This is a genomic window from Stenotrophomonas sp. SXG-1 (assembly GCF_014083965.1).
Lineage (GTDB): Bacteria > Pseudomonadota > Gammaproteobacteria > Xanthomonadales > Xanthomonadaceae > Stenotrophomonas > Stenotrophomonas geniculata.
In genome coordinates, this window is record NZ_CP046588.1 from 855,818 (window position 1) to 875,033 (window position 19,216).

The 19,216-nt window shown below is 66.0% G+C and carries 16 protein-coding genes; 10 read left to right on the forward strand and 6 right to left on the reverse strand.

Features of this window, described 5'->3' with window-relative positions; translation table 11 throughout:
* Positions 1-30: 30 nt before the first annotated feature.
* Positions 31-2,154 carry a TonB-dependent receptor gene (locus GOC52_RS03890; RefSeq protein ID WP_191850691.1) on the reverse strand — a complete coding sequence of 708 codons (2,124 nt, stop codon included), beginning with the start codon at positions 2,152-2,154 and terminating at the stop codon, positions 31-33.
* Positions 2,155-2,371: 217 nt separating this feature from the next.
* Here GOC52_RS03890 and GOC52_RS03895 point away from each other — a divergent pair, with 217 nt between their 5' ends.
* The 4 genes from GOC52_RS03895 to GOC52_RS03905 all read left to right on the forward strand — a co-directional run bounded on the left by GOC52_RS03895 (position 2,372) and on the right by GOC52_RS03905 (position 6,802).
* Positions 2,372-3,763: a class II 3-deoxy-7-phosphoheptulonate synthase gene (locus tag GOC52_RS03895; RefSeq protein WP_010483972.1), complete on the forward strand. Its 1,392-nt coding sequence runs from the start codon at positions 2,372-2,374 to the stop codon at positions 3,761-3,763.
* A gap of 521 nt (positions 3,764-4,284) precedes the next feature.
* A complete protein-coding gene (locus GOC52_RS20875; RefSeq protein ID WP_019338990.1) occupies positions 4,285-4,578 on the forward strand; it encodes a transposase in 294 nt (97 codons plus the stop codon).
* Positions 4,575-5,408 carry an IS3 family transposase gene (locus GOC52_RS03900; protein WP_043397638.1) on the forward strand — a complete coding sequence of 278 codons (834 nt, stop codon included), beginning with the start codon at positions 4,575-4,577 and terminating at the stop codon, positions 5,406-5,408. Before GOC52_RS20875 ends, GOC52_RS03900 begins: the two co-directional genes overlap by 4 nt.
* A 206-nt stretch (positions 5,409-5,614) precedes the next feature.
* Positions 5,615-6,802: a mechanosensitive ion channel family protein gene (locus GOC52_RS03905; RefSeq protein ID WP_265330694.1), complete on the forward strand. Its 1,188-nt coding sequence runs from the start codon at positions 5,615-5,617 to the stop codon at positions 6,800-6,802.
* Positions 6,803-6,874: 72 nt separating this feature from the next.
* On the opposite strand, the gene GOC52_RS03910 is transcribed toward GOC52_RS03905, so the two are convergent.
* The 3 genes from GOC52_RS03910 to typA are packed head-to-tail and all read right to left on the reverse strand — an operon-like array spanning position 6,875 to position 10,865.
* The gene (locus GOC52_RS03910; RefSeq protein ID WP_019336447.1) at positions 6,875-8,497 is read right to left on the reverse strand and encodes an amidase; all 1,623 of its coding nucleotides are present in this window, start codon (positions 8,495-8,497) and stop codon (positions 6,875-6,877) included.
* Positions 8,498-8,538: 41 nt separating this feature from the next.
* A complete protein-coding gene (locus tag GOC52_RS03915) occupies positions 8,539-9,006 on the reverse strand; it encodes a DUF2127 domain-containing protein (RefSeq protein ID WP_005408223.1) in 468 nt (155 codons plus the stop codon).
* A gap of 11 nt (positions 9,007-9,017) precedes the next feature.
* Positions 9,018-10,865 (reverse strand): translational GTPase TypA, encoded by a 1,848-nt coding sequence (gene typA / locus GOC52_RS03920; protein WP_029550652.1) that lies wholly within the window; start codon positions 10,863-10,865, stop codon positions 9,018-9,020.
* Positions 10,866-11,138: 273 nt separating this feature from the next.
* Here typA and GOC52_RS03925 point away from each other — a divergent pair, with 273 nt between their 5' ends.
* The 6 genes from GOC52_RS03925 to GOC52_RS03950 all read left to right on the forward strand — a co-directional run bounded on the left by GOC52_RS03925 (position 11,139) and on the right by GOC52_RS03950 (position 17,895).
* Positions 11,139-11,630, forward strand: a complete 492-nt coding sequence (locus GOC52_RS03925) for a peptidylprolyl isomerase (RefSeq protein ID WP_004153629.1) — start codon at positions 11,139-11,141, stop codon at positions 11,628-11,630.
* A gap of 118 nt (positions 11,631-11,748) precedes the next feature.
* Positions 11,749-12,735 carry a malate dehydrogenase gene (locus GOC52_RS03930; protein ID WP_004153634.1) on the forward strand — a complete coding sequence of 329 codons (987 nt, stop codon included), beginning with the start codon at positions 11,749-11,751 and terminating at the stop codon, positions 12,733-12,735.
* Positions 12,736-12,864: 129 nt separating this feature from the next.
* On the forward strand, positions 12,865-13,479 hold the full coding sequence (locus GOC52_RS03935; RefSeq protein ID WP_043401417.1) for an RluA family pseudouridine synthase: 615 nt from the start codon (positions 12,865-12,867) through the stop codon (positions 13,477-13,479).
* Positions 13,480-14,215: 736 nt separating this feature from the next.
* A complete protein-coding gene (gene prpE, locus GOC52_RS03940) occupies positions 14,216-16,096 on the forward strand; it encodes a propionate--CoA ligase (RefSeq protein WP_043401410.1) in 1,881 nt (626 codons plus the stop codon).
* 193 nt (positions 16,097-16,289) lie between these two features.
* Complete coding sequence (locus tag GOC52_RS03945) at positions 16,290-16,793, forward strand: hypothetical protein (protein WP_049434018.1); 504 nt, start codon at positions 16,290-16,292, stop codon at positions 16,791-16,793.
* Positions 16,794-16,839: 46 nt separating this feature from the next.
* The gene (locus GOC52_RS03950; protein ID WP_043401405.1) at positions 16,840-17,895 is read left to right on the forward strand and encodes a suppressor of fused domain protein; all 1,056 of its coding nucleotides are present in this window, start codon (positions 16,840-16,842) and stop codon (positions 17,893-17,895) included.
* A 67-nt stretch (positions 17,896-17,962) separates the two neighbouring features.
* Here GOC52_RS03950 and GOC52_RS03955 read toward each other — a convergent pair whose 3' ends face one another.
* On the reverse strand, positions 17,963-18,574 hold the full coding sequence (locus tag GOC52_RS03955; protein WP_043401403.1) for a glutathione S-transferase N-terminal domain-containing protein: 612 nt from the start codon (positions 18,572-18,574) through the stop codon (positions 17,963-17,965).
* A gap of 84 nt (positions 18,575-18,658) precedes the next feature.
* Entirely contained in the window at positions 18,659-19,117 is a 459-nt protein-coding gene (locus GOC52_RS03960) for a cell wall hydrolase (protein WP_004154513.1), read from the reverse strand.
* Between the last annotated feature and the right edge of the window lie 99 nt (positions 19,118-19,216).

Here is a 19,216-nt window from a genome sequence, read left to right on the forward strand (position 1 = left end):
GGGCAGTGCCGGCCGCTGGCCGGCACAACCTCAGAAGTCCTGCTGCAGGCTCAGGTAAGCGCCACGGCGCGGCCCCCACTGCGGGGCGAACACGCCGACACCGCCGCCATCACGCAGCTGGTAGCTGCGATCCAGTGCGTTGATCACGGCCAGCTGCACGTGCAGCGGATGACCGCTGTCGGCGTTGAAATCGTGTCCGGCGCTGAGATTCACCTGCAGGTATGACGGCAGCTCGCCACCATTGGGTACGCCCTCGATGTCCGAACGCAGGCCGCTGCCGAACACGTAGTTGGCCCCGATCCGGTTGTGCCCGGCGAAGGCGTAGCTGAGGCCACCGGACGACGTCAGCTTCTGGTCGTGGTCGAGGTGGATCCAGTGGTTGGCCACATAGGCCAGCGCGTCCGGATCGAGGTTGTACTGGCCGGTGATGACGTCGGTACCGATGGCCTTGTTCAGCGCGGCGTTGAAGTAGGCGCTGAACGGACCGTTGCTGTAGTCGGCACTGAACTCCAGGCCGCGGATATGGCCACGGCGATAGTTGAAGGTCGAATAGATGTAGGCGGCGCCGAACTGCCCTTCGTCCTGCAGCCGCGCAACACGGCGGTCATACGCATCCAGGCCCAGGGTCAGGTGCTCGCCCAGTTGCTGCGAGACGCCGATGTCGTAGTAGTCGCTGCGCTCGGCCAGCGGCGTGTTGTTGCCGCCGCTGGGCTGCCGGTTGGTGGTGCCGTCGTATAGCGCGATGTCGCTGCTGGCGATCAGTTCGCTGGCCGGCGGCGTGAAGTAGCGTGAATAGCCGGCGTGCACGGTGGTGCTGTCGCTGGCATTCCAGACCACGCCCACGCGCGGGCTGAGCTGGCCCTCGGTGTGGCCGAAGGCTTTGTAGCGGTCGCCACGCAGGCCGTAGTTCACGGTCCAGTCGTCGCCGAGCTTCCATTCGTCCTGCACGTACAACGCCAGCGTGCTGGCATGGAACGCGCTGCGATCAGGAATCTGCAGCGGTGTGGTGCTGGACTGCTGGCCGGCATCATCAACCGGGAACACCCAGCTGTTGTTGCTGGCCCGCGCGTTCTCGTAATTGCCGTACAGGCCGTAGCGCAGCGTGTGGTCGTTGCCCAACGGCGCCGAGAAGTCGGCCTGCAGCGTGTTGGCGCGGTTGCTGCGCTGGACCTGCGAGGCGACGCCGCTGAACACCAGATCGCCGACCACATCAGGATTGAAGCCGACATCGCTGTAACGCTGCCCGGCCGAGACCTGGTAGGCGGTGTCGCCCAGTGTGCCCTGCAGCACCAGCATGCCGAAGCGCGTGGTCTCGCGCTGGGTCTCATCCAGCTGGCTGGAATCGAAGGTGGTGGTATCCAGGTAGCCGAACTGCGGCGTCTGGCCGGGGTTGACCGGAATCTGGAAGCGGTTGTTGGCGAAGCCGGCGAACACGCTCAGGCGGGTGGTGTCGTTGACCAGATAGGTCAGGTCGGCGAACGCCTTGCCTTGGTGGGTATCGTCATGCTCCGGCTTGCGCGAACGGGTCGGGTTCTCCAGGCCGACTTCGTTCTGGTCGTAGTTGCCGGTCAGGAACCAGCTCCAGCGCCCCTGCGAGCCCCACCATGAGGCATTCGGATTGACCTTGCCGAACGAGCCGGTGGTGATGCCGACGCTGCCGCCATTGCCGAGCTCGGCGCCGCTGCGGGTGGTGATGTCGACCACCGCGGCGGTGCGCTCGCCGAACTGTGCTGGCAATGCCCCGTCCATCAGCCGGATGCTCTTGATCGTGCGCGCATCCAGGGTCTGGCCGAAGCCGGAGATCGATTCGGGCAACAGCACGCCGTTGATGCGGTACTGCAGATTGGCGTGGTCGCCGCGCACGTGCACGCCGCCATAGGAATCCTGGACCACGCCCGGCGCCTGCAGCAGCACCTGGCTGAGCGGCGCGGAGGCGCCCAGCGGCTGCTTCTGGATGTCCTCGGCGGTGATCTGGTACTGGCTGCTGCCGATGTCCGGCGACAGTGCGTTGCGGGCCTGGTCGAGTTGGGCGCTGACGGTGACCGTGTCGAGATCCTTCACGGGAGCGGCGGCATCGGCGGCCACAGCGAGGGAAGGCAGGCTGGCCAGGGTCAGGGCGAAGGTGATGCCGGTAGCGAGCAGGGAGGGCTTCATGGCGGATACGCTGTGGAAGGGGCCAATGGGGATTGAGTGTTACTTCGTAACAATACGTGGCGAATCATGCGCCTGTCCGGCTGGCCGTGAGCATGCCGCTTTTGGCCGGTCGCGATGCCCTTTCCCCGGCGTTCAGTCATGTGCAGACGACGTTCGACCCTTTGCGACAGCGGTCGGCTCTGCGACCATGAACGTCTCCCACCTCCGGAAGCCTGCAATGAGCCTGTCCGCCGTTTCGCCTGTCCCCGATCCCGTCGCAGCGGCCACCGGCGCTGCCTGGTCGCCGGAGAGCTGGCGTGGCAAGACCGCGCTGCAGATGCCGACCTATCCGGACCCTGTGGCGCTGGACGCTGCCCTGCACGAGCTGAAGCGGCTGCCGCCGCTGGTCACCTCGTGGGAGATCCTGGCGCTGAAGCAGCAGCTGGCCGAGGCCCAGGAGGGCAAGCGCTTCCTGCTGCAGGGTGGCGACTGCGCCGAGAATTTCAGCGACTGCGAATCGGGCACCATCTCCAACCGCCTGAAGGTGCTGCTGCAGATGAGCCTGGTGCTGGTTCACGGCCTGCGCCAGCCGGTGATCCGCGTCGGTCGTTTCGCCGGCCAGTACGCCAAGCCGCGTTCGGCCGATACCGAGACCCGCGACGGTGTGACGCTGCCGAGCTACCGCGGCGATGTGATCAACGCGCCGGCCTTCACCGAGGCGGCGCGCCTGCCGGACCCGAAGCGGATGCTGCAGGCCCACGCGCACTCCGCGATGACGATGAACTTCGTGCGGGCGCTGATCGATGGTGGCTTCGCCGACCTGCACCACCCCGAGTACTGGAACCTGGAGTGGGTAAGCCACTCGCCGCTGGCCGCCGAGTACCAGAAGATGGTGGCCTCGATCGGTGATGCGGTGCACTTCATGGAGACTCTGGCTGGGGCCCGCGTGCACAACCTCAACCGCATCGATTTCTACACCTCGCACGAGGCGTTGCTGCTGCCCTACGAGCAGGCGCTGACCCGGCAGGTGCCGCGCCAGCAGGGCTGGTTGAACCTGAGCACGCATTACCCGTGGATTGGCATGCGCACCGCTGCGCTCGATGGCGCACACGTGGAATACCTGCGTGGCGTGCGCAATCCGATCGCGATCAAGGTCGGCCCATCGGTGACGCCGGACCAGCTGCTGCGCCTGATCGACGTGCTCAACCCGCATGACGAACCGGGCCGCCTGAGTTTCATCCACCGCATGGGTGCGGCGCAGATCGCCGAGAAGCTGCCGCCGCTGCTGGATGCGGTCAAGCGCGATGGCCGTCGCGTGCTGTGGGTGTGCGATGCGATGCATGGCAACACCGAAAGTACCGCCAACGGTTTCAAGACACGTCGCTTCGACAATGTGCGTGGCGAAGTGGAGATGTCGTTCGATCTGCATGCGGCCGCAGGCACGCGCCTGGGGGGTGTGCACCTGGAGCTGACCGGCGAAGACGTGACCGAGTGCACCGGTGGCGCGCGCGAACTGACCGAGCGTGACCTGGAGCGCGCGTATCGTTCAACGGTGGACCCGCGGTTGAATTACGAGCAGTCGCTGGAGATCGCGATGGCGATCGTCCGCAAGCAGGAGCAAGTGCGGTAAGGGTTTTTCGGCAGGGCTTGCAGCCCTGCACCTGCCCAGAATCCGAAGCAACAGCAAAAGCAACAGCAGAAGCGGCATTCCGTGGGATGGCGGGGCGGTGTGGGTGGTCAGGACACGCCGTAAACCCGTCCATGGGGGCTCGATGGCGCCATCCATGGCGCCAACGGTCCTGTCCACCCACACCGCCCCGCCTCTGACAGATCCCTGTGGTCTGTTGGTAACTGCGGCCGTTGTTCAGCGCGGTTGTTGGTGGGTGTCGACCTTGGTCGACACGATTTTTCTTGCATATATCGAATGAGTCATCCACGCACGGCGTGGATCTACCGTGTCGACCAAGGTCGACACCCACCAGGGCAATACGCCGTTCCGACAGGTCGCAAGAATCTGTCGAAGGCGGGGTGGGTCCGGTTGCGGGGGCGTGAGCCGCATGGATGCGGCGACCGAGCCTCCATGGATGGATTGTGGTGGTCTAATCAACTTGGACACTCGATAGGATCAATTTCAAGCATCGAGGTAGACCCATGGCAAAGCAGATCACTCAGGGCATGAGGGACGAGGCGGTTCGCCTTGTGGTTGTGGAGGGGCAGACAGTCAGGGACGTCTGCCAGCTGATGGATGTCGGCCCGACGGCGCTGAGGCGCTGGATCGAGCAATGGCGTCGAAAACATGACCCGCAGGCCGAGGCACCGCCCGTAGATGCCCAGGTCAGAATCGCCGAGCTGGAGGCCCAGAATCGCAGGCTCAAGGAGGAGCGCGACCTACTAAAAAAATCCATCGCCTTCTTCATTCGGGACAGCGATCACCGGAACAGGTGATCCAGGAATTGGGGAAGGTCGCTCCGATCCGGTTGGTGTGTCAGTTGATGGACTATCCCCGTAGCAGCTACTACGCCTGGCTGCACCGGGAGCCCCGGATTGACCGGGAACTGCTGGCCCAGGTTGATCTGGTTCGTCGCATTCATCAGTCCCACCGGGGGAGCTGTGGCTCTCGCAAGATGGCCAGGGAGCTGACCAATCGCGGCCTGCCAGTGGGTCGCTACCGCGCCCGGACGCTGATGCGCCGGGCCGGCGTCAGGGCGCGGCAGCACCGGCGGCACAAGTACCACAGTCTGGGGCCGCAGGCACTGACCGCGCCCAACGTGTTGGAACGCCAATTCAACCCGGAGGCACCCGACCAAGTCTGGGCAGGGGATATCACCTACATCCCGACCCAGCAAGGCTGGCTCTATCTGGCCATCGTGGTGGATCTGTTTGCCCGACGGATCGTGGGCTGGGCCCACTCTCACGAAGGGGATGCCTGGCTGGCCGTCAGAGCCCTGCGTGGGGCTCTGAAACAGCGTCGTCCCAACGGGCGACTACTTTTCCACTCGGATCAAGGTCGGCAGTACACCAGCCATGCCATGGCCGAAATTCTGCGTGACAACGGCATCACCCAAAGCATGAGCAGGAAGGGCAACTGCTGGGACAACGCGGTGGTGGAACGGGTTTTCGCCACCCTCAAAGGGGAGTGGCTTTACTCCAAATACCCCACTCGACAGGAGGCTGCAGCAGACATCGAGCAATTCGTGGACTGGTACAACCACCGTCGGCCGCACAGTGCCAACGGCCTTGTGCCACCTGCGCTTTGTGAAGAGCAGGTGGCCTGAACTCCCTTTGGGAGTGTCCAAAAATACTTGACCACCACAGATCCACGGCGTCCCCCGCAACCGGGCCCACCCCGCCATCCCACAGGAAACCCGCTTCTGCTTCGGCTGTTGCTGTTGCTGTTGCTCCAGCTTGCAGCAGGTGCAGGGCTGCAAGCCCTGCCGATCAACACCCTGCTTACGAACGGCTGACGTGACGCTCATGCCCCATGCGCGAGGCTGTCTGCTTGGCTGTTCGAGTGGAGGTGGCAACAGTGCACTGGCAAAGCGCACAGGCCTACGCATGGCCGTTGGGATTGGCAGCAGTAGTGGGTGGCATCGGTGCGTGGCTGATCCTGTGGATCTACCATCGGCTGAAAGGGCGTGATCGCCGGCGTGCGCGCATCGGTCGTGTGCTCGGGTTACCGATGGCCACTGCATGGCCGCTGCTGCTGTTGATTCCCGCGTTGCAGGCCACACCGCTGCAGGATCCGTTGCTGGGCAATCTGCAGCATGTGCTGCACATCGCGCTGACCGCGTGCTTCATCTGGTTGCTTGTACGCGCGGTGGCGGCCGGTGAGCGCGCGATCCTGCGCAGCCATCCCATCGATGTCTCCGATAACCTGGAGGCGCGCCGCATCCAGACGCAGACGCGGGTGCTCAGTCGTGTGCTGATGGGCGGCATCGTCGTGCTGGGCGCGTCGTTGGTGCTGCTGACCTTCCCGATGGTGCAGAAGATCGGTACCGCGCTGCTGGCCTCGGCGGGCCTGATCGGTCTGGTGGCCGGTATCGCGGCCAAGCCGGTGTTCGGCAACCTGATCGCTGGCCTGCAGATTGCAGTGACGCAGCCGATCCGCCTGGATGACGTGGTGATCGTGGAAGGCGAATGGGGCCGCATCGAGGAGATCGGCAGCAGTTACGTGGTGGTGCGCATCTGGGATGAGCGGCGGATGGTGGTGCCGTTGACCTGGTTCATCGAGAACCCGTTCCAGAACTGGACGCGGCGCAGCGCCGATCTGCTCGGCACTGCGTTTCTGTGGCTGGACTACCGGGCGCCGATCGCGGCGATCCGCGCCGAACTGGAGCGCATTTGTCGTGGCGAAGCGCTGTGGGATGGCCGGGTCTGCGTGACCCAGGTGACCGAGACCAGCGAGCGTGCGATCCAGGTGCGACTGCTGGTCAGCGCGCGCAGCTCCGGTGATGCCTTCGACCTGCGTTGCCTGGTGCGCGAGCGCATGCTCGACTTCCTCGCGCGTGAGCATCCGCAGTCGCTGCCGCAGGTGCGTGCGCGGCTGCAACACGAAGACGAGCTGGATATGCCGCGCGGCCCACGTGCGCGCACCGCGGATGTGCGTTCGCCTGGCGCGGAGGATGGTGAAGCGGCGATCGTGCCGGCGGAGCCTGACCAGCCTCTGTAGAGCCGGGCCATGCTCGGCCGCTTTCGATCTTCCGGTGAAGCCGAGCGTGGGCTCGGCTCTACAGAAACACGATCACGGCTCGCCGGCGTCGATCAATGCATCGGTATCGAAGTGCGGCGGGCGCCGTGCGCGCGTGCGCTGCTCGTAGGCGTAGGCCATTTCGATCAGCTTCGGCTCGCTCCAGGCGGTGCCCATGAACAGCAGGCCGACCGGCAGGCCATCGATCTGGCCCATCGGCACGGTCAGGCTGGGGTAACCAGCGACGGCAGCGGCGCTGTAGCTCTCGCCGGGGAAGTCGTCGCCTTCGCTGCGGATCGGCCACGCCACACCGGTGGTGGGTGCGACCAGCGCGTCGAGCTGGTGGGCGGCGAGGGCGGCGTCGATGCCTTCCGGGCCGGCCAGGCGGCGCGCATCGCTGCGCGCGCGGATGTAGGCGGGGTCGGCCAGGCCAGCAGTGGCATCGGCCTCTACCAGCAGCTCCTGGCCGAACAGGCCCAGTTCCTGCTTGCTGTGCGCCTGGTTGAAGGCAATCAGTTCGGCCAGGCTGCGCAACGGCGCGCGGTGGGTGCTGAAGTAGCGCTCCAGCCCGGCCTTGAATTCGTACAGCAACAGCGTGCGCTCGGCTTCGGCCCAGGCGCCCTGGTTGGGCAACTCGACGGGGACCACGACGGCACCAGCGCGACGCAGCTCGGTCGCTGCCTGATCGATCAGCGGCGGCATGCCGCGGTACTTCAGCAGCGGCGTCTGCAGCAGGCCGATGCGTTTGCCGCGCAGGCCCTGCGGGTCCAGGCGTGCGGTGTAGTCGTAGACCGCGCGGCCGGGCATGGTCGCGGTGGCCGGGTCGGCATCATCGCGGCCGGCGATCGCGGTCAGCACGGCGGCAGCGTCGGCGACGCTGCGTGCCATCGGCCCGGCAGTGTCCTGGCTGAAGGAGATCGGGATGATGCCGTCGCGGCTGACCAGGCCGACGGTTGGCTTCAGGCCGACCACGCCGTTGATCGCCGCCGGGCAGACGATGCTGCCATCGGTCTCGGTACCGATCGCCACGCTGGCGAGGTTGGCGGCCACGGCCACCGCGCTGCCGCTGCTGGAGCCACAGGGCGAATGACTCAGCCGATAGGGATTGCGGGTCTGGCCACCGCGCGCGCTCCAGCCGGAGATGGAATCATTGCCGCGGAAATTGGCCCATTCGCTCAGATTGGTCTTGCCCAGCACCACCGCACCGGCTTCGCGCAGCCGGCGCACCAGGTAGGCATCGTCCGGACGGAAGCCCTGCAGGGCCAGTGAGCCGGCGCTGGTGGCCATCGGCGCGGCGTTGATGTTGTCCTTCAGCAGCAGCGGGATGCCATGCAGCGGGCCGCGCAGGCGTCCTTCGCGGCGCTCGCGGTCGCGCGCCGCGGCTTCCTTCAGGGCATCGGGGTTGAGCTCGATCACTGCGCGCAGGCGCGGCCCGGTGCGGTCCAGGGCGGCGATGCGCTGCAGGTAGGCCTGGGTCAGGGTGGTGCTGTCCAGTTCACCGGCGGACATTCGCGCCTGCAGGTCGGCAACATCGGTTTCGGCGTACGGGAACGGCACGTTGCGGCTCGCAGGTTCGGCCGCATGCGCGCTGGGCGTGGCCGGGCTGCAGCCAGCCGAAAGCAGCGCCGGCAGCGCGGCGAGCAGGCAGGTCAGCAGAGGCGGCAAGGACGGGCGCATGGGGCGGCTTGGTCGGCTCCAATCCCCAGTGTAGCGGGTGCTCAGCGGTGACGCTTGCGCAGGTCGCGGGCGAGGACGTAGACCACGATCAGGTTGATCGCCAGGATCGTCCACGACGGCCAGCCGGGATGGCGGATGATCGCGAAGATGTCGAACGGCAGGTACAGGGCGGCGGTCAGGCAGCCCAGCCAGGAAGCCCAGGCCTTGGCCCGCCACAGGCCCCAGGCCTCAACCAGGTGCAGCAGGCCGTAGCCGATCATCCCCGCCGCGGCCAGGTGGACCGCGTCGGGGCTGATCATGTGCAGCAGCGAGGGCAGGGTGCCATGGTCCGGATCCAGGCTGAAACGCCGGATCAGGGCCATGATGCCGTGCCGTAGCGGCTGCGGTCCGAGCACTTCCAGCCCGGTGGCGGCCAACAGCGCCAGCATCGCCTTGCTCGCTTCGAGCAGGGCGATGACATGGAGACCCGGATGCCGGTGTGGATCCGGGTTGTAGCCGCTCTGGTTCACGGGGTGCTGGCTCAGCCGCCGCGCGAAGCCTTCTTGCGGTCGCTTTCGGTCAGGAACTTCTTGCGCAGACGGATCTCCTTCGGGGTGATCTCGACCAGCTCGTCGTCTTCGATGAAGTCCAGGGCCTGTTCCAGCGAGTACTTGATCGCCGGGGTCAGCTGGATCGCATCGTCCTTGCCCGAAGCGCGCATGTTGGTCAGCGGCTTGGTCTTGATCGCGTTGACGGTCAGGTCGTTGTCCTTGGAGTGGATGCCGACCAGCTGACCTTCATACACGTTGTCGCCTTCAGCAGCGAACAGCTTGCCGCGCTCCTGCAGCGGGCCCAGCGAGTAGGCCGGCGTGGTGCCCGGTGCATTGGCGATCATCACGCCGTTGATGCGCTTGGCAATCGCGCCCTGTTCCTTCGGACCGTAGTGGTCGAACACGTGGAACAGCAGGCCCGAACCCTGGGTCAGGGTCTTGAACTCGTTCTGGAAGCCGATCAGGCCACGGGCCGGGATCTGGTACTCCAGGCGCACGCGGCCCTTGCCGTCCGATTCCATGTTCTTCAGCTGGCCCTTGCGGGTGCCCAGCTTTTCCATCACGCCGCCCTGGTGGATTTCTTCGATGTCCACCACCAGCTGCTCGATCGGCTCCATCAGCTGGCCGTCGATTTCCTTGATGATCACTTCCGGGCGCGACACGGCCAGCTCGTAGCCTTCGCGGCGCATGTTCTCGATCAGCACCGACAGGTGCAGTTCGCCACGGCCGGAGACCAGGAACTTGTCGGCGTCTTCCAGCTGCTCGACCTTCAGGGCCACGTTGTGGACCTTTTCACGGTCCAGGCGGTCCTTGATCTGGCGGCTGGTCAGGAACTTGCCACCGGACAGGTCCTTGTTGCCGGCGAACGGCGAGTTGTTGACCTGGAAGGTCATCGAGATGGTCGGCTCGTCGACGGTCAGCGCCGGCAGGGCTTCCGGGAAGTCCGGCGCGCAGATGGTGTCGGAGATGGTCAACTCCTGGATGCCGGAGATGGCCACGATGTCGCCGGCCTCGGCCGAATCCTGCTCGATGCGCTCCAGGCCCATGAAGCCCAGCACCTGCAGCACCTTGCCGTTGCGCTTCTTGCCTTCACGGTCGATGACCGCGACCTGCATGTTCTTCTTCAGGGTGCCGCGCTGGATGCGGCCGATGCCGATCACGCCCACGAAGTTGTTGTAGTCCAGCTGGCTGATGCGCATCTGGAACGGGCCTTCCGGGTCCACTTCCGGACGCGGCGCGTGCTGCATGATCGCTTCGTACAGCGGGGTCATGTCGCCGTCGCGCACGGTGTCTTCCAGGCCGGCGTAGCCGTTCAGGCCCGAGGCGTAGACGATCGGGAAGTCCAGCTGCTCGTTGGTCGCGCCGAGCTTGTCGAACAGGTCGAAGACCTGGTCGATCACCCATTCCGGACGGGCGCCCGGACGGTCGACCTTGTTGACCACGACGATCGGCTTGAAGCCCATCGCGAAGGCCTTCTGGGTCACGAAGCGGGTCTGCGGCATCGGGCCGTCCATCGCGTCGACCAGGATCAGCACGGTGTCGACCATCGACAGCACGCGCTCGACCTCACCACCGAAGTCGGCGTGGCCGGGGGTGTCGACGATGTTGATCCGGTTCTTGATGCCGGTCTTCTTGTCTTCCCAGGTGATGGCGGTGTTCTTGGCCAGGATGGTGATGCCGCGTTCCTTTTCCTGGTCGTTGCTGTCCATCACGCGCTCGGCGAGGACGGTGCGCTCGGACAGGGTGCCGGACTGCTTCAGCAGCTGGTCGACCAGGGTGGTCTTGCCATGGTCGACGTGGGCGACGATGGCGATGTTGCGAAGATTTTCGATGGACATACGAAAGGGGGCCAGTCGGCGCCGGATTTGGAAAAAGAAGTCCAACATTATACGTCGAACTTGACGATTCGCGAAAAGGTGGATTTCACGCCGGTCATGGGGCCCATTCAGCTGGCTGTCCGCAGCGGCGGCCGAGGCCGCCAGGACCGTTGTGTGGCGCTCCCCCGCCGGCGGCTGAAGCCCGGATCTGCGCCCATGGTCGAAGCCGCCGCCGCCACGAGGCAGGTGTAAACTAGGTGGCTAGACGCGTTCCCCTCTGCATCAAGGATCTTCATGTCCCTCATCGCCACTTTCGACACCACCCAGGGCCCGATCAAGGTCGAGCTGTTCGCCGACAAGGCGCCGCTGACCGTGGCCAACTTCGTGAACCTGGTCAAGCACGGTTTCTATGACGGCCTGATCTTCCACCGCGTGATCGCCGACTTCATGATCCAGGGCGGCTGCCCGCAGGGTCGTGGCACCGGCGGCCCGGGCTACAAGTTCGAAGACGAGAAGAATGGCGTGAAGCACGAGGTCGGCTCGCTGTCGATGGCCAACGCCGGCCCGAACACCAACGGCAGCCAGTTCTTCATCACCCACATCAAGACCGACTGGCTGGACGGCCGCCACACCGTCTTCGGCAAGGTCCTGGAAGGCCAGGCCATCGTCGATTCGGTCAAGCAGGGCGACGTGATCCATTCGATCACCCTGGAAGGCGACGTCGACGCCGTGCTGGCCGCCCAGGCCGAGCGCGTCGCGGAGTGGAACAAGCACCTCGCCGCCTGATCCCCCTTCGAGACGGCCACCCACGGGTGGCCGTTTCCCTGTTCCCCGCCGCCCGCCAGGCCAGCGTGGCCACGCCCGCGGCGTTCCATCAAACGCTTGCAAGCAAGAGGAAACCCCCATGAAAGCACCCGTTCGTGTTGCCGTGACCGGCGCCGCCGGCCAGATCGGTTATGCCCTGCTGTTCCGCATCGCCTCCGGCGAAATGCTGGGCAAGGACCAGCCGGTCATCCTGCAGCTGCTGGAACTGCCGGTCGACAAGGCCCAGGCCGCCCTGAAGGGCGTGATGATGGAGCTGGAAGACTGCGCCTTCCCGCTGCTGGCCGGCATGGTCGGCACCGATGACGCCGAAGTCGCGTTCAAGGACGCCGACATCGCCCTGCTGGTCGGCGCACGTCCGCGTGGCCCGGGCATGGAGCGCAAGGACCTGCTGCTGGAAAACGCCAAGATCTTCACCGCCCAGGGCGCAGCGCTGAACAAGGTCGCCAGCCGTGACGTGAAGGTGCTGGTGGTCGGCAACCCGGCCAACACCAACGCCTACATCGCCATGAAGTCGGCGCCGGACCTGAAGCCGGAAAACTTCACCGCCATGCTGCGCCTGGACCACAACCGCGCGCTGAGCCAGCTGTCGACCAAGCTGGGCAAGCCGGTCGGTGGCATGGAGAAGCTGGTCGTGTGGGGCAACCACAGCCCGACCATGTACCCGGATTACCGTTTCGCCACCGCCGATGGCGCATCGATCGCCGATGCGATCAACGACCAGGAGTGGAACGCCAACACCTTCATCCCGACCGTGGGCAAGCGCGGCGCGGCGATCATCGAAGCCCGTGGCTCGTCCTCGGCTGCTTCGGCCGCCAACGCTGCCATCGACCACGTGCGTGACTGGGTGCTGGGCAGCAACGGCAAGTGGGTCACCATGGGCGTGCCGTCCGACGGTTCCTACGGCATTCCGGAAGGCGTGATCTTCGGCTTCGCAGTGACCACCGAGAACGGCAAGTACACCCTGGTCAAGGATCTGCCGATCGACGACTTCAGCCAGAAGTACATCGACAAGACCCTGGCCGAGCTGGAAGAAGAGCGCGCCGGCGTCGCCCACCTGCTGGGCTGATGCAGGCGGTACCGGCCACGGCCGGTACCTCCACCGCGATGGTGGGTACCGACCGTTGGTCGGTACGCTCACCGCAGAAGACGGGGAGGCTTCGGCTTCCCCGTTTTCATTTGGAGTTCCTGGAATCGCATGATCCACCTGCACTACATCGACGACGCGCTGCTGGTGGCCGAGAAGCCGGCCGGCCTGCTGTCCGTGCCCGGCCGCAGCGCCGAGAACCAGGACTGCGTGGTCGCGCGCCTGCAGGCGCTGTACCCGGATGCGTTGACGGTGCATCGGCTGGATCAGGTCACCTCCGGCCTGCTGCTGCACGCGCGAGGCAAGGGGATGCAGGCCGCATTGTCGATGCAGTTCGAGCAGCGCCAGGTCGGCAAGCGCTACGAAGCCGTGGTGCAGGGCGTGCTCGAAGGTGATGCCGGCGAAGTGGACCTGCCATTGATCGTGGACTGGCCGAACCGGCCGAAGCAGATGGTCGACCATGAGCGCGGCAAGCCGGCGCTGACGCATTGGCGCGTGTTGGCTCGTGACGTTGAAGCGCAGCGCACGCGCGTGGAACTGGAACCGATCACCGGCCGCAGCCATCAGCTGCGCCTGCACATGGCCAGCCTTGGCCATCCGATCGTCGGCGATGTGCTGTATGACGCGGCACCGGCGCAACGCGTGCATCTGCATGCGCGCAGCCTGCGGTTTACGCATCCGCTGACGGGCGAGGCGCTCGCGTTCGAGTCCGCGGCTCCGTTCTAGAGAGTAGGTGTATCGGCAGGGCTGCGCCCTGCACCTGCTACGAACCGGAGCAACGCGAAAGGCCAAGGCGGCTCTGGTTTTCTGCTTGTTGGGCGGGGCGGTGTGGGTTGGCAGGACACGCCGTAAACCCCGCTCCGCGGTCCGGCCCAGCCGCTGGCGGCTGGGCGTTCGGGCGCTTGCGTAGCAGTGCTTCGCAAGCAAAGCGCCCTTACCCATGGGGGCTCGATGGCGCCATCCATGGCGCCAACGGTCCTGCCCACCCACACCGCACCGCCTCTGACAGTTTCCCGCGGCTGTTGGCAACTGCGGCCGTTGTTCCGCACGGCTGTTGGTAGGTGTCGACCTTGGTCGACACATCTGTCAGAAATCGAATCGAATGGGATTCATCCGCGCATGGTGTGGATCAAGCGTGTCGACCAAGGTCGACACCCACCAAGAGCAGGCAATGCCAGCCCGAAAGACTGCGGGGAACTGTCGAAGGCGGGGTGGGTCCGGTTGCGGGGGCGTGAGCGCCATGGATGGCGCGACCGAGCCTCCATGGACGGATTCACGGCGTCCCCCGCAACCGGACCCACCCCGCCATTCCCCAGTAAGCCAGCTTCTGCTGTTGCTTCGGCTTCTGCAGGTGCAGGGCGCAGCCCTGCATGAAAAACCCACCCCCTACCAAGGTAGGGCGGCCCGCGCGCCAGCGCCGGACTATCCTCGAACCCATGACTTTGTCTGGGAGGGCTGCGTCATGAACTACGAGGAAACCTACCGTCGCTCGATCGACGAGCCGGAGGCCTTCTGGGGCGAGGAAGCCAAGCGCATCCATTGGCACAAACCGCCGCAGCAGGTGCTCGACTACAGCAACCCGCCGTTCCGGCGCTGGTTCGTCGGGGGTGAAACCAATCTCTGCTACAACGCCGTGGATCGCCACCTGGCCGAGCGCGCCGACCAGCTCGCGCTGGTCGCCATCTCCACCGAAACCAACAGCACGCGCGAGATCACCTATCGCCAGCTGTATCGCGAAGTGAACGACTTCGCCGCCGTGCTCAAGCACCTCGGCGTCGGTCACGGTGACCGCGTGGTGATCTACATGCCGAACATGGCCGAAGCCGTGTTCGCGATGCTGGCCTGCGCGCGCATCGGTGCGGTGCACTCGGTGGTGTTTGGTGGCTTCGCCGCGCACAACCTGGCGCTGCGCATCGACGATGCGAAGCCCAGGCTGCTCATCGCCGCCGATGCCGGCATGCGCGGTGGCAAGCTGATTCCGTACAAGCCGATGGTCGACGCCGCCTGCGCCGAAGCGGCTTCACCGCCACCGCATGTGCTGATCGTGTCGCGTGGGCTGGATGCAGCCGAACCACGCGTGCCGGGCCGTGATGTGGAGTACGCCACGCTGCGCGCGCAGATCGGGGAAGTCGATGTGCCGGTGCAGTGGCTGGAAGCGAGCGAACCGAGCTATCTGCTGTATACCTCCGGCACTACCGGCAAGCCGAAGGGCGTGCAGCGCGATGTGGGCGGCTATGCGGTGGCGATGGCACAGTCGATGGAGACCGTGTTCGACTGCAAGCCGGGCCAGGTGATGTTCTCCACCTCCGATGTCGGCTGGGCGGTGGGCCATTCCTACAACGTGTACGGCCCGCTGATCGGTGGCTGCACCTCGCTGCTGTACGAAGGGCTGCCGACGAATCCGGATCCGGGCATCTGGTGGGCGCTGTGCGAGCAGTACAACGTGCGCACGATGTTCTCATCGCCCACCGCCATCCGCGTGCTGAAGAAGCACGACGCAGACTTCATCCATCGCCACGACCTGCGCGCGCTGAAGTACCTGTTCCTGGCCGGTGAGCCGCTGGATGAACCGACCGCGCACTGGATCAGCGAAGCGCTGGGCAAGCCGATCATCGACAACTACTGGCAGACCGAAACCGGCTGGCCGGCGCTGACCCTGCTGCCGGGCCTGGAGATGAAGCCGGTGCGCTTCGGTTCGCCGGGCTTCCCCAATCTCGGCTACCGGATGAAGGTGATTGACGAGAACACCGGCGAAGAAGTCGCACCAGGGCAGAAGGGCGTGCTGGTGGTGTCGCCACCGTTGCCGCCGGGCTGCATGAGCACCGTGTGGAACGACGACAGCCGTTTCCTGCAGAGCTACTTCAGCCACTTCAAGGAACTGCTGTACAGCTCGCTGGACTGGGCGATCCGCGACGACGATGGCTACACCTACATCCTCGGCCGCACCGATGATGTGATCAACGTGGCCGGGCACCGCCTGGGCACGCGTGAGATCGAGGAGGCCATTTCCAGCCATCCGCGCGTGGCCGAGGCTGCCGTGATCGGGGTCAAGGACGAACTGAAGGGGCAGGTGCCGCTGGTGTTCGTCACCCTCAAGCAGGGGCTCGATGGCGAGGATCCGGCGCCGGTGGTGGCCGAGATGATGGCGACGGTGACGACTTCGCTTGGTGCGGTAGCGCGCCCAGCCCATGTGCACGTGGTCAATGCGTTGCCCAAGACCCGTTCGGGCAAGCTGCTGCGGCGCTCGTTGCAGGCGTTGGCCGAACAGCGCGACCCGGGTGACCTGTCGACGCTGGATGATCCCAGCGCGCTGGAGGAAATCCGCCGCGCGCTGGGCCGCTGATCTGCTTCTGTAGAGCCGAGCCGATGCTCGGCTCCGCATGCCTTGCCAAAGCAGCCGAGCATGGGCTCGGCTCTGCAGAGGAGGCCGTTGCTGCACCGCAGCTTCCTCCCTGCAACCGGTGCGCTAAGCTCGGTTGCAGGGGAGCGTGCCCGCCAGGGCGCGCCGGCATTGCGCATCGAGGGAGGGGGAGGCAATGGCATTGCTGCACGCCAAGACGGCTGCTGGCCGTCAGGAAATCGAAGACCGTGGCCGGCGCCTGCCGGCGGCACTGCGTTCGATCCTGCTGATGGTCGACGGCCATCGCGATGACACTGAATTGCGCGGCCTGTTCGAAGGCCTGCGTGCGCCGCCCGATGCACTGGAGCAATTGTCAGCGCAGGGCCTGATCGAAGTGATCGGCGGAAGTGCCGAGGTGACGCCGCTGCGCGGCATCAGCACCGGGCGCGAACAGGACCCGGCGCTGTACCAGCAGCTGTACGACGCGATGAGCGAGGCGGTACGCCGCCACCTGGGCCTGAAGGGCTACTTCATGCAGTTGAAGATCGAACGCTGCACCGATGCGCTGGCGCTGGAACGCCTGTGCCCGGAACTGCTGGCGGCGGTGGGCAAGGCGCGCAGTCCGGCGCTGGCGCAGCGCTGGTGGCAGGAAACCCAGGCGGCCGTGGTCAAGGGTGGAGGCGAGGTCGTGCAGGCCTGAGGCACCGCGTAAAGTGATCGGTTCACTTCCCCACAAGGAGTCCCGCGTGCAGGACGACCACGACGACACCGATACCCCCGGCTGGGACGCGATCAATGCGGCGCTGGCGCCCCTGTATGCCGGGCAGGAGCCGCGTCACTTCGGCACCGCGCTTCCGCACACGCTCGGTGGCCAGGATCCGCTCGATGGCATCAGCGTGTACTGGGCGGATGCGCCGGTACCCCACTGGCACTACGTCACTTACGGCTTCTCCGAGCTGTATGCCAAGGAGAGCAGTGATGCCGCCACCAGCGGCTATGGTTTCGAGCTGACCTTCCGCCTCGCTGCCGACGCCGGTGAGAACGCCGGCAGCGCACCGCCGGTGTGGCCGATGAACCTGCTGCAGAACCTGGCGCGCTATGTGTTCGGCAGTGGCAACGTGTTCGAGGACGGTCACCATCTCAATGCCAACGGCCCGATCGCGCTGGAGACCGGGACGCGCTTGTGCCATCTGGCCTTCGTCGCGGATCCGCAGTTGCCCGCACGCGACACCGCCAATGGCCACCTGCAGTTCCTGCAGCTGGTCGGGCTGACCGATGAGGAGATGGAAGCGGTCAAGCGCTGGTCGACGCGTGGCGTGCTGCAGGCGCTGCAGCCGGCGATGCCGCTGTGGATCAGCGACCTGCATCGCGGCAACCTGCTGGAGGATCCGGCGCTGGCCGCACAGGTGCAGGCCGGCAGCGAGCGCGAGGGCTCCAGTACCGGCATGTTGTTCATCGAGACACTGGATTGGCGGCAGGAGGCGGGCGTCACCACCCTGGTGCTGGGGGCCGGCCAGGTCGCCAGCGTGTGCGAGCTGCTGCCACTGCGCCTGCGCCACGGCAGATCGCTGGAACTGGTCAGCCGCGAGCGGCAGTGGGAGTTCGTTCCGGCCAGGGGCGGTGAAGTGGGCGACGTCTCCGCCGACAACGCGCGCTGGGCACTGGACGAGGCGGGATTGCGGGCCCTGGCGGGCGTGCGTGCCGAGCGCGGTATCTACCCGGTGGTGGAGGCGCTGCGCATCGAAGTGGTGCCGACCTACCTGCGCGATGCCAAGGGCGAAGTGATCCGCCAGATCGGCTGATCACGCTGCTGGAACCGAGGGGGTCAGAGCCGCCTGCTGCGCAGACGGATCCGACCCCAGGTCAAGATCAGGCCAGGCCTTCAGCCTTCAGCGCGGCCTGCACGCCGGCGTCGGCATCCATGCGCGCCTTGTAGGCGGCCAGGTTGTCCAGGCCGGACAGGTCGACCTTGGCGCCGGCGGCCCAGCGCAGGGTGATGTAGAAGTACGGATCGGCGAAGCTGCGGAAGCCGGCCAGCCACGGCTTGTCGGCCAGCTGCTTGTCGGCGGTCTCGAACAGGCCACGCAGGCGCTTGTGCGCGGCGGCGCGGATCGCATCGAACTGGCTCTCGTCGGCGATGAACTTGCCCGGCGCGAACAGCGGCGAGAAGGCCGGATGCACATCGGAATTGACGAAGGCCAGCCAGCGGGTGGCTTCGGCGCGCTGGCGCGGGCTGCCATCGCCGCCGAGGCCGGCCTGCGGGTAGGTGTCGGCGATATAGCCCATGATCGCGGCGTTCTGCAGCAGCACGAAGTCGCCGTCGACCAGTGCGGGGACGGCACCGGCCGGATTGATCTTGAGGAATTCCGGCCCCTTCAGGGTGTCCTTGTTCAGCAGTTCAACCTCGAACGGCTGGCCGGTCCACTGCAGGGCGATGTGGTCGGCGGTGGAACAGGCACCGGGCTTGCTGTACAGCTTCATGGGAACTCCAGGTGATGCGGGCGGGAAACGCCCACTATCCCAGAGCCTGCCCGCGGGCGGCAACGCTGCCGCCAGCACGGATCGTTACGACTGCCGCGGCTTGAGGTTCTGCACCTTGTAGAAGGTGTGATCGCCGATGGTGGCAACCTGGTACGCATTGCGCCAGTTCGGGCTGGCGATGGACAGCGCGGCGAAGTGGCTGGCACCGGGCACGATCTCGCGGCGCTCGCCGGCCGGCAGCGCCCAGTTGCGCTCGGCGTCGAAGGCCACGTTCATCGCCTCGCTCCAGGCCGCGTCGTTGCCCAGCTGGGTACCGGGGGAGACGATGGTCGGTGCGAACTGCTTGCGCGCGGTGACCACCTGGCACATCGAGTCGCCCCACAGGCCACTGTCGAGACGGCGCAGGGCGACCTCGGCGACGGCCTGCTGGCCCCGCAGGGTCTGGTCGCGGGCTTCCAGGTAAACGGTGGTGCTCAAACACAATGAATCAGCGGCCGGCTGCGGCAACAACTGCGACAGCCAGAGAATCCAAGCCAGTTTCATATAACTCCTTGCTCCGTGTGGGCCGCACCCTCCGGTTCCTGCCGCGGGGGCGACAGGAGGCGGGGTACGACTTGGCGTCATGGGGAGGCGGCCATCGGG

Coding starts and splice junctions, on each gene's coding strand:
- GOC52_RS03890 (WP_191850691.1), bottom strand. CDS start 2,154: ATGAAGCCCTCCCTGCTCGCTACCGGCATCACCTTCGCCCTGACCCTG.
- GOC52_RS03895 (WP_010483972.1), top strand. CDS start 2,372: ATGAGCCTGTCCGCCGTTTCGCCTGTCCCCGATCCCGTCGCAGCGGCC.
- GOC52_RS20875 (WP_019338990.1), top strand. CDS start 4,285: ATGGCAAAGCAGATCACTCAGGGCATGAGGGACGAGGCGGTTCGCCTT.
- GOC52_RS03905 (WP_265330694.1), top strand. CDS start 5,615: ATGCGCGAGGCTGTCTGCTTGGCTGTTCGAGTGGAGGTGGCAACAGTG.
- GOC52_RS03910 (WP_019336447.1), bottom strand. CDS start 8,497: ATGCGCCCGTCCTTGCCGCCTCTGCTGACCTGCCTGCTCGCCGCGCTG.
- typA (WP_029550652.1), bottom strand. CDS start 10,865: ATGTCCATCGAAAATCTTCGCAACATCGCCATCGTCGCCCACGTCGAC.
- GOC52_RS03925 (WP_004153629.1), top strand. CDS start 11,139: ATGTCCCTCATCGCCACTTTCGACACCACCCAGGGCCCGATCAAGGTC.
- GOC52_RS03930 (WP_004153634.1), top strand. CDS start 11,749: ATGAAAGCACCCGTTCGTGTTGCCGTGACCGGCGCCGCCGGCCAGATC.
- GOC52_RS03935 (WP_043401417.1), top strand. CDS start 12,865: ATGATCCACCTGCACTACATCGACGACGCGCTGCTGGTGGCCGAGAAG.
- prpE (WP_043401410.1), top strand. CDS start 14,216: ATGAACTACGAGGAAACCTACCGTCGCTCGATCGACGAGCCGGAGGCC.
- GOC52_RS03945 (WP_049434018.1), top strand. CDS start 16,290: ATGGCATTGCTGCACGCCAAGACGGCTGCTGGCCGTCAGGAAATCGAA.
- GOC52_RS03955 (WP_043401403.1), bottom strand. CDS start 18,574: ATGAAGCTGTACAGCAAGCCCGGTGCCTGTTCCACCGCCGACCACATC.
- GOC52_RS03960 (WP_004154513.1), bottom strand. CDS start 19,117: ATGAAACTGGCTTGGATTCTCTGGCTGTCGCAGTTGTTGCCGCAGCCG.